The sequence below is a fragment of the Brevibacterium sp. 2SA genome, assembly GCF_005502845.1.
Lineage (GTDB): Bacteria > Actinomycetota > Actinomycetes > Actinomycetales > Brevibacteriaceae > Brevibacterium.
Map to the genome: position 1 here is coordinate 49,697 of NZ_SCMW01000004.1, position 14,473 is coordinate 64,169.

The 14,473-nt window shown below is 68.0% G+C and carries 12 protein-coding genes; 8 read left to right on the forward strand and 4 right to left on the reverse strand.

Annotated elements, in window-relative coordinates; all coding sequences use genetic code 11:
* The first annotated feature begins 11 nt into the window (after positions 1-11).
* Both FFS20_RS02930 and FFS20_RS02935 read left to right on the forward strand, forming a co-directional pair.
* Positions 12-680 (forward strand): TetR/AcrR family transcriptional regulator, encoded by a 669-nt coding sequence (locus tag FFS20_RS02930; protein ID WP_171006957.1) that lies wholly within the window; start codon positions 12-14, stop codon positions 678-680.
* A gap of 4 nt (positions 681-684) precedes the next feature.
* Positions 685-1,746, forward strand: coding sequence for an agmatine deiminase family protein (locus tag FFS20_RS02935; protein WP_249356523.1), 1,062 nt, complete (start codon positions 685-687; stop codon positions 1,744-1,746).
* Positions 1,747-1,897: 151 nt separating this feature from the next.
* On the opposite strand, the gene FFS20_RS02940 is transcribed toward FFS20_RS02935, so the two are convergent.
* Entirely contained in the window at positions 1,898-3,436 is a 1,539-nt protein-coding gene (locus FFS20_RS02940; protein WP_137824452.1) for an alanine/glycine:cation symporter family protein, read from the reverse strand.
* 315 nt (positions 3,437-3,751) lie between these two features.
* On the opposite strand from FFS20_RS02940, the gene FFS20_RS02945 reads away from it, so the two are divergent.
* The 4 genes from FFS20_RS02945 to FFS20_RS02960 all read left to right on the forward strand — a co-directional run bounded on the left by FFS20_RS02945 (position 3,752) and on the right by FFS20_RS02960 (position 9,556).
* The gene (locus tag FFS20_RS02945; protein ID WP_137824453.1) at positions 3,752-5,383 is read left to right on the forward strand and encodes an ABC transporter substrate-binding protein; all 1,632 of its coding nucleotides are present in this window, start codon (positions 3,752-3,754) and stop codon (positions 5,381-5,383) included.
* 200 nt (positions 5,384-5,583) lie between these two features.
* The gene (locus FFS20_RS02950) at positions 5,584-6,669 is read left to right on the forward strand and encodes an ABC transporter permease (RefSeq protein WP_137824454.1); all 1,086 of its coding nucleotides are present in this window, start codon (positions 5,584-5,586) and stop codon (positions 6,667-6,669) included.
* Positions 6,669-7,751, forward strand: a complete 1,083-nt coding sequence (locus tag FFS20_RS02955) for an ABC transporter permease (RefSeq protein WP_249356528.1) — start codon at positions 6,669-6,671, stop codon at positions 7,749-7,751. The genes FFS20_RS02950 and FFS20_RS02955 overlap by 1 nt, the downstream gene beginning before the upstream one ends.
* Positions 7,748-9,556 carry an ABC transporter ATP-binding protein gene (locus tag FFS20_RS02960; protein WP_137824455.1) on the forward strand — a complete coding sequence of 603 codons (1,809 nt, stop codon included), beginning with the start codon at positions 7,748-7,750 and terminating at the stop codon, positions 9,554-9,556. The genes FFS20_RS02955 and FFS20_RS02960 overlap by 4 nt, the downstream gene beginning before the upstream one ends.
* Positions 9,557-9,701: 145 nt before the next feature.
* Here the strand turns inward: FFS20_RS02960 and FFS20_RS02965 are convergent, their stop codons facing one another.
* Positions 9,702-10,361: a TetR/AcrR family transcriptional regulator gene (locus FFS20_RS02965; RefSeq protein ID WP_137824456.1), complete on the reverse strand. Its 660-nt coding sequence runs from the start codon at positions 10,359-10,361 to the stop codon at positions 9,702-9,704.
* Between the two features lie 130 nt (positions 10,362-10,491).
* Between FFS20_RS02965 and FFS20_RS02970 the strand changes: the two genes are divergently transcribed.
* The gene (locus tag FFS20_RS02970) at positions 10,492-11,172 is read left to right on the forward strand and encodes an NAD(P)H-dependent oxidoreductase (RefSeq protein WP_349290509.1); all 681 of its coding nucleotides are present in this window, start codon (positions 10,492-10,494) and stop codon (positions 11,170-11,172) included.
* A gap of 245 nt (positions 11,173-11,417) precedes the next feature.
* Positions 11,418-12,179 (forward strand): 3-hydroxyacyl-CoA dehydrogenase, encoded by a 762-nt coding sequence (locus FFS20_RS02975; RefSeq protein ID WP_137824457.1) that lies wholly within the window; start codon positions 11,418-11,420, stop codon positions 12,177-12,179.
* A 7-nt stretch (positions 12,180-12,186) separates the two neighbouring features.
* Here FFS20_RS02975 and FFS20_RS02980 read toward each other — a convergent pair whose 3' ends face one another.
* The gene (locus FFS20_RS02980) at positions 12,187-12,954 is read right to left on the reverse strand and encodes a response regulator transcription factor (RefSeq protein WP_137824458.1); all 768 of its coding nucleotides are present in this window, start codon (positions 12,952-12,954) and stop codon (positions 12,187-12,189) included.
* Positions 12,951-14,471, reverse strand: a complete 1,521-nt coding sequence (locus FFS20_RS02985) for a histidine kinase (RefSeq protein WP_249356532.1) — start codon at positions 14,469-14,471, stop codon at positions 12,951-12,953. The genes FFS20_RS02980 and FFS20_RS02985 overlap by 4 nt, the downstream gene beginning before the upstream one ends.
* Positions 14,472-14,473: the final 2 nt, after the last annotated feature.

Sequence of the window (14,473 nt, forward strand, 5' to 3'; positions counted from 1 at the left end):
CGGGGCCGACCATGGCGAAACCGGATGCAAGCGCGCGGATCCTCGAAGCCACCCGCGAGGAGATCGCGGAGAACGGAGTGCGCGGGCTGCGGGTGCAGAACGTCGCGAAACGAGCCGGCGTCTCCCTGGGACTCGTCTACTACCACTTCGAGGACCGCGCAGGCCTGCTCACGGCCACAATCGACTCCGTCAACCAGGCCGTTGAAGAGCGTGTGCTCCACCCGGCGACCGATGACGACGACGTCGACACCATCATCGACCAGCTCGTCGGCGAGGTCGGTGACGCAGCCGGCCTCCGGGGGGATTCCGTCGTCTGGAACGAGATCCGCGCGATCGCCGTCTTCGAAGCCGAACTCCGCGACCCGCTGGCCGCGACGACACAGGAGTGGGAGAAGCGCTTCGGTCCGCTCCTGCGCTCCCTCGGCCTCACCGAGGCGGTCGTGGCCGAGACTGCGACCCTGCTCACCGTCCTCGTCGAGGGGATCTCGGGACGGTGGCTGAGCGACCAGCTCGACACCGCCGAGGCGCAGCGGCTCATCCGCCGCGGCGCCGCCTCCATCCTCGATGCGGCGACCGCCCGCGAGACCACCCGCGAATCTGCGGCGACCGCCCCACCGGCGACCGCCGAGACCACCACGCAGCCGACCAGCACGGCGACACCACAGACACCCCAAGGATGACGAGATGACGAACACCGATACGACGACAGCGACCGCCGCTCCCGTGGACGGCTCGAGCCCGCACTGGCGGATGCCGAGCGAAACCGCCCCGCACGATCGCGTCTACATGGCGTTCCCGCCCCGCGGACAGTCCTTCGGCGATGCCGAGGACGCCCGGCGGGCGTGGACGGTCGTCGCCCACGCGACCCAGGACTTCGTGCCCGTGACGATGGTCGTCGACCCCGATGACCGAGCCGCCGCCGAGGCAATGCTGTCGGCGGACATCGAACTGCTCACCGCGCCGCTCGACGATGCGTGGATGCGCGACATCGGACCGACCTTCGTCATCGGCGACGGCGGCCGCCGCGGCGCAGTGGACTGGACATTCAACGGGTGGGGTCGGCAGGAATGGGCGCGGTGGGGCAAGGACAGGGAGATCGGTCTTATCGTTGCCGCACATGCCGGCGCCGAGGTGGTCGATTCCGAGCTCGTCAACGAGGGCGGCGGGATCCACGTCGACGGGGCGGGGACCGTGCTCGTCACCGACACCGTCCAACTCGACCGCTTCCGCAACCCGAGCTGGTCACGGGATGAGATCGAGGCGGAGCTGCGGCGCACCCTCGGCGTCGACCGCACGATCTGGTTCCCGCGCGGACTCCACCGGGACTCGCAGCGCTTCGGCACCCGCGGTCATATCGACATCGTCGCGACCCTGCCGGACGAGCACACGGTGCTCATCCACCGGCAGCGGGATCCCCGTCACCCGGACCACCACCTGGGCCCCGTCTACGACGAGGTCCTCGCCGCCGCCTCGGCGCGTGACGGTCAGGAGTGGAAAGTCATCGAGCTCGACGCTCCCGAGCGGATCCGCGACGAGGAGGGGTGGACGGACTACAGCTACGTCAATCACCTCGTCACCAACGGGGCGGTCATCGCATGCACCTTCGACGACCCCAACGATGCCCTGGCACTCGACCGTCTCGCCGAGGCGTACCCGGGTCGCGAGATCGTCGGTGTCGATGCCCGGAACATCTTCGCCTACGGCGGCGGGATCCACTGCATCACCCAGCACCTGCCCGCAGTCTGAGTCGAGACGGCACGAGGCCCGGGACGCCATTGTCCCGGGCCTCGTCGTCTCTGTGCTGCTCCGACAGCCGGTGCGCGCGGTGCAGCGCGGCGCCGTGCGAGCAGTTCAGGGCACTCAGGTGGTGCAGTTCCCTGCTCGCACCGCGCGGCACTCAGCCCTGCGGCACCTGCTCGCCGGCCTTCATCCTCGCCCAGCGCTCCTCCCAGAACGTCGCATTCCTGATGCCGACGGCCTTGGGGTCGAACTCGGGGTCGAGGCCGAGCTTCTGCTGCCGCTCGAAGTCCCGCAGCAGCTTGAACGCCGGCTGCTGGAGGATGAGGATGCCGACGATGTTGAGCCACGCCATGGCACCGACGCCGATGTCGCCGAGCGCCCACGCATCGCTGGGGTTGTCGTTCATCACGCCGATGGCGACGGCGATGAGGATGAGCACCTGCAGGGCGCGGGTGCCGATCGTGAGGAACACGGGGTTCTTGAACTTGCCGAGCAGGTAGACGAGGTTCGTCTCCGCCATGTAGTAGTAGGCGACGATCGTCGTGAGCGCGAAGAGGAAGATCGAGATCGCGATGAAGCTCGCGCCGATGCCCGGGAAGATCGAGTCGAGACCCGACTGCGGCCAGCCCTCGCCCGGCGTCGTCTCGAGGGACTCGACGAGCTGCCCGCGACCCGAGCCGATGATCTCGCCTTCGGGGCTGAGCACGCGGTACATGCCGGTCGACAGGATCATGAAGGCCGTGGCCGAGCAGACGAAGAGGGTGTCGATGTAGACCGAACCGGCCTGGACGAGCCCCTGCTTGGTCGGGTGGGACACCTCGGCGGCGGCAGCGGCGTGGGGACCGGTGCCCTGACCGGCCTCGTTGGAGTAGATGCCGCGCTGGACGCCCCACTGGACGGCGAGGCCCATGATGCCGCCGAAGGCCGCCTGCGTGCTCGTGTCGATGCCGAACGCGGACTTGAAGATCAGCTCGATGACGGGCACGATCTGGTCGGCGTTGAGGAAGGTCACCGCGATCGCGGCGATGATGTAGATGAGGGCCATGAACGGCACGGCCAGCGACGCGAAGTGCGCGATGCGCTTGACGCCGCCGATGACGATGAAGGCCATGATGACGACGAGGGCGAGGGCCGTGACCCAGGTCGGCAGGTTCCATGCGTTCGTCACCGCACCGCCGATGGCCCGCGACTGGACGCCGGGCAGGAGGAACGACATCGCGAGGACCGTGACGGCGGCGAAGATGAAGCCGTAGACCTTGAAGAACTTCCCGAAGCGCGTGTACTCGTAGCACTTCTCGAGGTAGAAGGCCGGACCGCCGCGGTACTCACCGGTCTTGGGGTCCTTCTCCTTGTACGTCTGGCCCAGCGTCGACTCGACGTAGGAGGTCGAGGCGCCGAGGAGGGCGGAGATCCACATCCACACGACGGCACCGGGCCCGCCGAAGCCGATCGCCGTGGCGACACCGGCGATGTTGCCGACGCCGACGCGTCCGGCCAGCGACATCGACAGCGCCTGGAACGACGAGACGCCGTCCTCGGAGCTCTTGCCCCGGAACATCTGCGTGAAGATCGACTTGATCTTGCGGATCTGGACGGCGCGGGACCGGATGGTGAAGTAGACACCGGCACCGAGGCAGAGGTACACGAGTGCGGATGACCAGATGATCCCATTTAGCCATTCGATGACTGCGGACACGTTCTTCCAATCGTTGTTTCGTCGGCGGGTGCCGAGGCGGCGGGGGCAGCAGCTGCGCCACGTCGCAAGGAACCTTACCCAAGAGAATGATGTGGCTTGGCTGTGAGCCACCTCATAAGTGAAGCCGATTGTGAGCTGGGACGCAAATTCGCCGGTGAGGCCCGTCGATTCGCGGATCGCGAGGTTGCGAAATGGTTTCGACATCAACCATTTTCTGTGGGGCAGTTCACTATTTGGGACGGTATCCGTAAGATGTGACCCGGATCTCTCCGAGCAAAGACGACACGGAGAGCACACGTGGAAGACAGGAACACAATGAATCGTCGAACTGGTGTGAAGGCCGCAGCGCTCGCTGCCGCCGGCGCCCTGCTTCTCTCGGCATGCTCGACCTCGACCACCGGCAGCGACGCCGGTGGCGACGGCAGCGCGCTGACAGTCGGCACCACCGACAAAGTGGTCGCACTCGACCCGGCCGGAGCGTACGACAACGGCTCCTCACTCGTCGAGCAGCAGATCTATCCGTACATCCTCGCCTACAAGCCCGGCACCGCCGAGCTCAATCCCTCGATCGCCGAATCGGCCGACTTCACCGAGCCGAAGAAGTACGAGGTCAAGCTCAAGGACGGGCTCAAATACGCCAACGGCAACGACCTCACCTCCTCTGATGTGAAGTTCTCCTTCGACCGCCAGCTCAAGATCCAGGACCCCAACGGACCGTCGTCCCTCCTCGGCGGCCTCGAATCGGTCGAGACCCCCGACGACAAGACGGTCGTGTTCAACCTCAAGCGGGAGAACGACCAGACCTGGCCGGGCGTGCTCGCCTCGGCGGCGGGACCGATCGTCGATGAGGACGTCTTCTCGCCCGACGCGCTCACCCCGGACCAGGAGATCGTCGACGGCAAGGCGTTCTCCGGTCCGTACACGATCGACAGCTTCAAGTTCAACGAGCTCATCACGTACAAGGCGTACCCGGACTATCAGGGATACGTCGAGCCGGCGAAGACCGACAGCGTGCAGATGCGGTACTACTCCGACGCGAACAACATGAAGCTCGACGTCCAGAAGGGCACGATCGACGTCGCGTGGCGCTCACTGTCGGCGACCGACATCGAGGATCTCGGCAAGGACGAGAACCTCACCGTCCACAAGGGCCCCGGCGGGGAGATCCGCTACATCGTCTACAACATGGACACGATGCCCTTCGGCGCGAAGACCGACGACCCCGACGAGAAGAAGGCGCTGGCCGTGCGCCAGGCGATGGCCGACTCGATCGACCGTCAGGCGATCGCGAGCCAGGTCTACAAGGACACCTACACCCCGCTCTACTCCTTCGTCCCCGACGGGCTGCCGGGGGCGAACGAGGCGCTCAAGTCCGCGTACGGCGACGGCCAGGGCGGAGCGGACGTCGAGAAGGCGAAGAAGGCCCTCGAGGATGCGGGAGTGCAGACGCCCGTCGACCTCAACCTCCAGTACAACCCCGACCACTACGGTCCGTCCTCGGGCGATGAGTACGCGCTCATCAAGGATCAGCTCGACAAGACGGGGCTGTTCAACGTCAACCTCCAGTCGACGGAATGGGTCCAGTACTCCGAGGACCGCACCTCCGACGTCTACCCGATGTACCAGCTCGGGTGGTTCCCCGACTACTCGGACGCCGACAACTACCTCGTGCCGTTCTTCTACGACACGGATGAGACGCCGAGCTTCCTCGCCAACCACTTCCGTGACGACCAGATCAACAAGGAGCTCACGGATCAGGCGTCGATCGCCGACAAGGCCGAACGCGAGAAGCAGCTCGGCACGATCCAGGATCAGCTCTCCGAGCAGCTGCCGACGCTGCCGCTGCTCCAGGGCAACCAGATCGCCGTGTCCGGCAAGGACGTCAAGGGCGTCGAGGAGACCCTCGACCCCGCGTTCCAGTTCCGCTTGGCGCTGCTGAGCAAGTGAGCACCACGCGACTCGTGACCCGTCCCGGCCCGCGCCGAGGCGGCACCGAGCAGCGACGGTCACATCCCTGACCGTCGCCACCGAGGTGCAGGTGAGCCGACCGCTCGCCTGCACCTCGGTGACGCGTGCGCCCGGCGGCGCATCCGCGACTCCGCTCAGTCACGACGGCGATCCTGTCACGACGACATCTCGAAGGAACCATGTCTGCAGCCATCAGCCAACCCGAGGCGGCCGAGCCGACCGCCGCGGTCAAGAAGGCCCCGGGGAGCGGCCTGGGACGCTACGTCCTCATCCGCTTCCTCCTCATCATCCCGACCATCTTCATCCTCACCACTCTGGTGTTCTTCCTCATGCGGATCACCGGCGACCCGATCACCGCGGCACTCGGCGGACGCCTGACCCGGGAGCAGCTGGCCGAACGCGTCGCCGCCGCCGGCTACGACCGGCCGATCCTCGTCCAGTACTTCGAGTACATGGGCAACCTGCTCCGCGGTGACTTCGGGACCACCGTCTCCGACGGCCAGCCCGTCACCGAGGTGCTCCTCACCTACGGGGCGGCGACCGTCGAGCTCGTCTTCTACGCCCTCATCGTCGCGTTCATCATCGGCATCCCCTTCGGCATGATCGCCGCGTACAAGCGCGACAAGACCCCCGATGCGGTGCTGCGCATCCTCGCGATCCTCGGCTATGCGACCCCCGTGTTCTTCGCCGGCATGATCCTCAAGCTCGTCTTCGGCGTCTTCTGGCCGATCCTCCCGGTGGCCGGTCGGGGCACGACGGAGACCGAATACATCATGTCCGGGGTCGTCGATCCCACCCGCTTCTACATCATCGACGCGATCCGCATCGGCAACTTCGAAGTCCTCGGCGACGTCCTCGCCCACGCGGTCCTCCCGGCCGTGGCGCTCGGCATCCTCACTGCCGGGGTCTTCCTCCGTCTCGTGCGCACGAACCTCATCGGCACGCTCGGCCAGCAGTACATCGACTCCGGCCGCTCCCGTGGAATCTCCGAGTTCCGCCTCGTCACGAAGCACGCCTACCGGCCCGCGCTGATCCCCATCATCACCGTCATGGGCATGCAGATCGCGCTCATGCTCGCCGGCGCCGTGCTCACCGAGACGACGTTCGAATGGAAGGGCCTCGGCTTCAAGCTCGCCGAGTACCTCACGGCCCGCGACTTCGTCGCCGTCCAGGGCATCGTCGTGTTCCTCGCCGTCATCGTGGCGTTCACGAACTTCCTCGTCGACGTCATCGCCGCCTTCATCGACCCCCGAGTGAGGTACTGATGTCCGCATCCCACCCGGAGAAGACCGGGATCACCGAAGCGCCGGAGAGCGCCCAGGAGACCTTCGCCGAGGCGGCCCCCGGCACCGGTGTCCCCGCCGTCGTCCTCGATGAGAAGGCGAAGAAGTCGTGGTTCAACCGGCTGCCCATCGTCTCCCATCTGCGTCAGTCCGTCGGCCTGCAGCGCGGCATGCTCATCACGGGTCTCGTGCTCTGCGGGCTCGTGCTCATCTGCGCGGTCTTCGCCCCGCTCATCGCCCCGTACGGCTACAACCAGCTCGGCACCTCCGAGGGGAACTTCGGGGCCACGCTGCCGCCGAGCGCCGAGCACATCTGGGGCACGACCGTCGGCGGCTATGACGTGTTCTCCCGGGTCATCTGGGGAGCCCAGACCGCGGTCGCCGTCATCGTGGTCGCCGTCGTCGCCTCCCTCTTCCTCGGCGTCGCCCTCGGCCTGATCTCCGGCTACCTCGGCGGTTGGCTCGACCGGATCCTCGTCGTCATCGCCGACGCCGTCTACGCGTTCCCGACCCTGCTGCTCGCGCTCGTCATGGCGATCGCGATCTCCGGGGGACAGTCGAGCGCCTGGGGCGGCATCGCCGCTGCCGCGCTGTCCATCACCGTCGTCTTCATCCCGCAGTACTTCCGCGTCGTCCGCGCCGAGACCCTGCGGCTGAAGGCCGAGCCCTTCGTCGAATCGGCGATCGTCCTCGGGGCGTCGAAGACGCGGATCATCGGCAAGCACATCTTCCGCAACGCGACGCGCACGCTGCCGCTGATCTTCACCCTCAACTCGTCCGAGGCGATCCTCACCCTCGCCGGACTCGGGTTCCTCGGTTTCGGCATCGAACCCACCTCGGCGGCGGAATGGGGCTACGACCTCAACAAGGCGCTGCCCGACGTCACGAGCGGCGTGTGGTGGACCTCGGTCTACCCGGGTCTGGCGATCGTGCTCACGGTGCTCGGCTTCACGCTCGTCGGGGAGTCGATGAACGACCTCAACGACCCGCGCCTGCGGGTGCGGCGGAAGGCGAAGACGAAGGCCGGCGCCGCCGGTGCACGCGATCGAAAGGCCGAAGCATGAGCGCCCATCAGACAGGCAGCGGAACGACAGGGTCGGGACCGATCCTCGACGTCGACCACCTCGACGTCACCTTCTCCACCGACGCCGGTGACGTCCACGCGGTCAAGGACCTCTCGCTCGAGGTGCGTCCCGGCGAAGTGCTCGCGATCGTCGGCGAATCCGGCTCGGGCAAGACCGTGACCGCCCGTTCGATCCTCGGGCTGCTGCCGGAGACCGCGCAGCGCTCGGGTGCCGTCGTGCTCTCGGGGAGCAACGTGCTCAGCGTCGCCCCCGAGCAGCTGCGGCAGATGCGCGGCTCCGATGTCGCGATGGTCTTCCAGGAACCCTCGACGGCGCTCAACCCCGTGTTCACGGTGGGCTGGCAGATCGCCGAGGGGCTGCGCGCCCATCATCGGCGGGCGAGCCGGTCCGAGCTCAGGACCAAGGCGATCGCGGCGATGGAGCAGGTCGGGATCCCCGATGCCGCCCACCGCTTCGACTACTATCCGCACCAGTTCTCCGGCGGTCAGAAGCAGCGCATCGTCATCGCGATGGCGCTGGCGCTCGGGGCCAAGCTCATCGTCGCCGACGAGCCGACGACCGCCCTCGACGTCACGGTCCAGGCCGAGATCCTCGACCTGCTCCGCGACCTGCGCGACACCACGGGCACCGCGATCGTCCTCATCACCCACAACATGGGCGTCGTCGCCGACCTCGCCGACCGGGTGGCCGTGATGTACCGCGGGGACCTCATCGAGGTCTCCCCGGTGGACACGCTCTTCAGCGACCCGAAGGAGCAGTACACGCGCGACCTGCTCGCCGCCGTGCCGAAGCTCGGCTCAACCGTCGCCGGCAGCCGGAAGGCCGCCGTCGTCGACGAGCGGAACCGGGCGACCGCGCCTGCCGCAGGGGAGGAGCGGGACCCGGCGACCGCCTCGGCGTCCACGCCCACCTCGGTCGAACGCGACGGCGATGCCACCGCCTCGGCGAGGGAGCCCGTCGTCGTCGCGAAGGACCTCGACATCGTCTACCCCGGCGGCATCGGGCGGCCGGACTTCCATGCCGTGAGCGCGGTGAGCTTCGACATCAGAGCCGGCGAGGTCTACGGCCTCGTCGGTGAGTCGGGGTCGGGCAAGACGACGATCGGCCGGGCCATCGCCGGTCTGACGAGGGCCAGCGGCGGGAGCCTCAGCGTCCTCGGGCACGAGATGGTCGGGTTCAAGGAGGGCGGCTTCCGTCCGATCCGCAGACGCATCGGGTTCGTCTTCCAGGACCCGGCGGCGTCGTTCAACCCGCACCTGACGATCGGGGAGTGCATCGCTGAGCCGTTCGCGATCCATCGTCGCGAGATGACCGCGCGCGATCGGCAGTCCCGGGTGCTCGAGCTCCTCGACTCCGTGCAGCTGCCGGCGGAGTACGCGGGGCGCTACCCGCACGAGCTCTCCGGCGGTCAGCGGCAGCGGGCGTCGCTCGCGCGGGGTCTCGCGCTCGACCCCGAGCTGCTCATCGCCGATGAGCCGACCTCGGCCCTCGACGTGTCGGTGCAGGCGAAGGTCCTCGAACTCTTCGTCGAGCTGCAGAACCGGTTCGACTTCGCGGCGCTCTTCATCAGCCACGACCTCGCCGTCGTCGACATGCTCTCGGATCGCATCGGCGTGCTCTACCATGGCCGACTGCTCGAGGAGGGGACCGGCGAGCAGGTGCTCGGGGCGCCGAGCAACGACTACACGAAGCGGCTCATCGCGTCCCTGCCGGTGCCCGACCCGGCCGAGCAGAAGGAGCGGCGCGAGCTCGCGCGGCAGCTGCGGGTCGCCTCAGGGGCGTAGCGCAGCAGCCGCTTTACGGGCGCTGGACCACACAGTGTGGCCCAGCGCCCGGAAGGCGGCTGAATGGCAGAGCGGCAGGGTCGTCGAGCGGCGGGGTTGTCGAGCGGCGGGGCTGCTGAGAAACAGAGCTGCTTCGCGGACGGTCCTACTTGCCGTCGGAGATGAAGTCGAGCATGCCCGCCTCGTTGACGGGCAGCGCGAGGAGACGGTCGAGTTCGGCGTCGTCGGCGTCGATGCCGACGATGCGCAGCGCGTAGAGCGTGAACTCGCGCTCGATCTGGTCGGAGTCGAGCTCACCGCCGGGACGGAACCAGATCGAGAGGGAGTTGCAGATCGAGAGGATCGCCCGGGTCGCGAGCTGCGCGTGGCTGACCCGGAACGCACCCGAGTCGATGCCCGCCTGGATGATGTCGCCGAGGATGTCCCTGGCCTCCCGCTGCAGCGTCTTGATCCGGGCGGCGTTCTCTCCGCCCAGGCGCTCGGTGTCGCGCAGCAGGACCGTGGAGACGGAGACGTTGGCCATGCGGTAGCGGGAGAGGTAGCGCACGGAGACCGCGAGCTGATCGACGGGATCGTCGTCGACCTCGGCGATGACGGCCCGACTGTGCTCGATGTACCACGTGTAGGCTGCGTGGACGAGTTCGTAGAGGGCTTCCTGCTTCGACGGGAAGTAGTAGTAGAGGGCGGAGAGGCTCAGCCCCGCCGCCTGGGCGATATCGCGGATCGACGCACCGTCGAAGCCCTTCGTCGCGAAGGTGTCGCGGGCCGACCGGAGGATGTTGTTGCGGCCGTTCGTTGCTCTCACGTGACCACGCTCCTCGGTCATTGGGGATCGAACATTCTTTCAAGTGGGTTCACTCGCCCCTCGACAATACCGCAGAACCTCACTGTGAGGACCGTCACCCTGCAACTTCGGAATGATTAAAGTTTCAAGCATGTTGTCAGTCGGTGGAGCCGTCGTCATCTCCGGCGCCGGCCCGGTTCCGGCGGCGGATGTCGCCGGTCCACTGCTCACCATCGACAGACAGCGAAGGACATTCATGCTCAAGGTCGCGATCATTCCCGGCACCAACCGTCCCCAGGCCCTCAACCCGCAGGTCGTCGCCTGGGTCAAGGACCAGCTCGACGCCCGAGACGACATCACCGCCGAGGTCGTCCACTTCGCCGACTTCGACCTCCCCCTCCTCGACGAGGTCATCCCCGCCGGTGCCCAGATGTACGCGAACGCCCACACCAAGGCCTGGGCGGCGAAGCTCGACGAGTTCGACGCCTTCATCTTCGTCACGCCTGAGTACAACCACTCGATCTCCGGCTCGCTGAAGAACGCACTCGACTTCGTCGCCGCCGAGTTCAACCACAAGGTCGCCGGCATCGTCAACTACGGAGCCGACAAGGGCGTGCGCGCGGCCGAGCACCTGCGCCACATCCTCGCCAACTACAAGGTCGCCGTCGTCCGCGACCAGGCCTCCTTCAGCATCTTCACCGATGTCACTGACGGCACCTTCACGCCCACCGAGGTGTCCGCCGCACCGTTCGCCTCGATGGTCGATGACCTCGTCGCCTGGGGCGGCGCGCTCAAGGGCGTCCGCGAGGACGCCGCCTCCGTCACCGTCTGAGCGAATCACCCAGCCCGCCTGCCGTGTCCGCGGCCGGCGGGCTGTGTCGTGTCCGGACGACCTCGCCGAGGCGGCCGGACCTCGGCGCCGGGAACGCCGGTGGCCGCGGGCGGCCGGGCACCACCTCGGCGAGTGACCCCCTGTGATCTGGGCGACACCGCTGGGGTAGGGTCGGATCAGTGAACGATCGCTCGGCGCCGGACCCGGCGCCGTGATCCCCGCCGTCCCCGACGCGAAGGAATCCCATGGACATCACAGACACAGTCGCCCTTGTCACCGGCGGAGCCTCGGGGCTCGGCCGCGCCACCACGGAGACGCTGCTCGCCGGCGGGGCGCAGGTCGTCATGGTCGACCTCAACGCCGAGGTGGGGGAGCAGGTGGCCCGCGAACTCGGCGACCGTGCCCACTTCGTCGCCGCTGACGTCACCGACGAAGCACAGGTGCAGGCAGCCGTCGACACGGCCACCGCGCTCGGCTCCCTGCGCATCGTCGTCAACTGCGCGGGCGTGGCGACCCCGGGCAAGCTCGTGTCGAAGAAGGGCCCGCTGCCCCTCGACGCGTTCACCAAGGTCCTCGCCATCAACGTCGTCGGCACCGTCAACGTCTGCCGCCTCGCCGCCGCCGCAATGCAGCAGGAGGAGCCGGTCGGCGAAGAGCGCGGCGTCATCGTCAACACCGCCTCGGTCGCGGCGTTCGACGGCCAGATCGGACAGATCGCCTACTCCGCGTCGAAGGGCGCGGTGGCCGCGGTGACCCTTCCGATGGCGCGCGAACTCGCCGCCTCGCTCATCCGCGTCGTCACGATCGCCCCCGGCATCTTCGAGACGCCGATGATGGCAGGACTGCCCGCCGAGGCGCAGGAATCGCTGGGGAAGTCCGTGCCCCACCCCGCGCGGCTGGGCAAGCCCGCCGAATACGCCCAGCTCGTCGAATCGATCGTCGCGAACCCGATGCTCAACGGAGAGACGATCCGCCTCGACGGCGCGATCCGCATGGCGCCGAAGTGATCTGAGGTCAGCGGGACTCGTTGACGAGCAGGGCGAGCTGGACGCGGGTGCTCACCTCGAGCTTGTCGAAGATCCTCGCGAGGTGGGTCTTCACGGTCGCTGTCGAGACGAAGAGCGACCGCGCCACCTGGGCGTTCGTCATGCCGCTCGCCACCGCCTCGGCGATCTCCCGTTCCCTCGCGGTCAGCGCCGCGAGCGGATCGGGGCGATTCGGCTGGGCAGGATTCCGCATGCTGCCCGGGCCGCCCTGACCGGTCGACCGTCCGAAGGCTCCGGCAAGGAACGCGTCGTCACGGCCGGTGCTGCTGCCGGCGGTCGGGACCCCGTCCTGCCGCTGCGGTGCGCGGCCGTCAGCCGATCGCGCCTGGTCGAGCAGCGAATCCATCACTCCGGGTGAGAGCGTGCGCGTGCCGCCGGCGGCGGCGCGCACCGCGTTGATGAGCTCATCGGGCGGGGTGTCCTTGAGGATGTAGCCGGCGGCCCCAGCGCGCAGCGCCTCGTGGACGAATTCGTCGGTGCCGAACGCGGTGAGGACGAGCACCTCGGGGCGGTCGGCCTGCGCCATGAGCGTGCGGGTCGCCGCGAGCCCGTCCATGACCGGCATCCGCAGGTCCATGAGGATGAGATCGGGAGCGAGCTCACGGGAGAGGGCGACGGCCTCCTCGCCGTTGGTCGCCTCGGCGACGATCTCTATGTCCTTCGCGGCGCCGAGGAGGAGCGTGAGTCCCGAGCGCATGAGCGACTCGTCGTCGGCGATGATGATCCTCAGGCTCATGCGGTCTCCTCGGTCGACGGGGCGGAGGCGGGGCGGGCGGTGGGCCGCTGGTCGGGCACCGCGCGTTCGAGACTCGACCGTCCGTGCTCCTCGGTCTCCGGGTCGGCGCTGTCGCGGGTCTGCCGCGCGCTGTCGTCAGCGGGTGCGGAATCCGGTGAGGCGCTGAGTCCGGGCGCGGGAATCCGCGCGCGGAGGACGAAATCGGGTCCGGTGGTGACCGTGAGGTCGCCGCCCATCGCCTCCATCCGCTCGCGCAGGCCGAGCAGTCCGAGCCCGGATCCGGCGATCGGCGACATCTGAGGCGGCACCGCGGTGCTGCGTCCGGCGCCGACGGCACGGTGGCGCGTCACCGGGTTGCTCGCGGTGAGCAGCAGGGCGTCTCCTGTGGCGTCGACGGCGACGGTGATCGTCAGCCGCGCGCCGGGCGCGTGCTTGACGGCGTTTGTCATCGCCTCCTGGACGAAGCGGTAGATCGTCGTGCGTTCAAGGGCGCCGAGGCTGTGGAGCGATGCGGCGGTGAGCGGCGGTTCGTAGACGAGGTCGACGCTGTCCGCACGGCCGCGGACGAGTGGTTCGAGGTCGGGATCGACGACGGTGCCCTGGTCGTCGCCGCGCAGCATCGTCAGCACTTCGCGCAGTTCGACGCCGGAGCGGCGGGCGCTGTCGGCGATGAGCCTGGCACTCTCGCGCACCGACGCCGGGTCGAGATCCTCGCGGACGGAGAGCGCACCGGAGTACATCGCGATGACGCTGAGGTGGTGTGACAGGGAGTCGTGCATGTCGCGGGCGATGCTCCGGCGCACCTCGGCGATCGCCCGCTCCTGCCGGGACTGCCCGCGCAGGAGTGTCTGGGCGGCGGAGTCGATGAAGCCCTGCTCACGGGCACCGCGGATGACGCCGATGACGACGATGATCGACAGGGACGACAGATTGAAGAGGTAGACGGGCAGCTGGAAGCCGCCGAGGGCCGTGGGGGTGATGACGTAGGCGAAGGTGAGTGCGGCGATCGAGACGAGGAGCGTCGAGATGGTGAGGAGCCAGTTGCGCCGCGCGCACAGCGTGATCATCAGCAGCCCCGACGACGCGATTCCGAGGACTCCGATGGTTCCGAAGGCGACGCCGATGAGACCGAGCGTGACGGGAATCCACCCTCCGGTGTGCCGCTGCAGGGATTCGACCGATCCGTCCCGGTCGAGGAACGTCTCGCCTCCGCGGCCACTCGTCGACAGGAATTCCCGGAGCTTCTCAGCCGCCAGGACTTTGGGCCTCAGCGTCGAGCGGGGAACGGTCCGCCCGTCGAGCCAGAGGACGATGGGCAGGCAGGCCAGGGAGATCGCCCCGAAGACGATGTGGATGGTGATCTCGGCGTTTCGGCTGAATTCGTCGACAGCGGGATCGTTCGGGTTCGACCAGTTGGCGGCAATGAGACCGGCAACGATGAGTGCGCCGATGACGAAGCAGATCGTCGTCCAGAGGGCGGCGCGGAAGAAACGGTGGTGGCGGGCGCGAAAGGGCACCC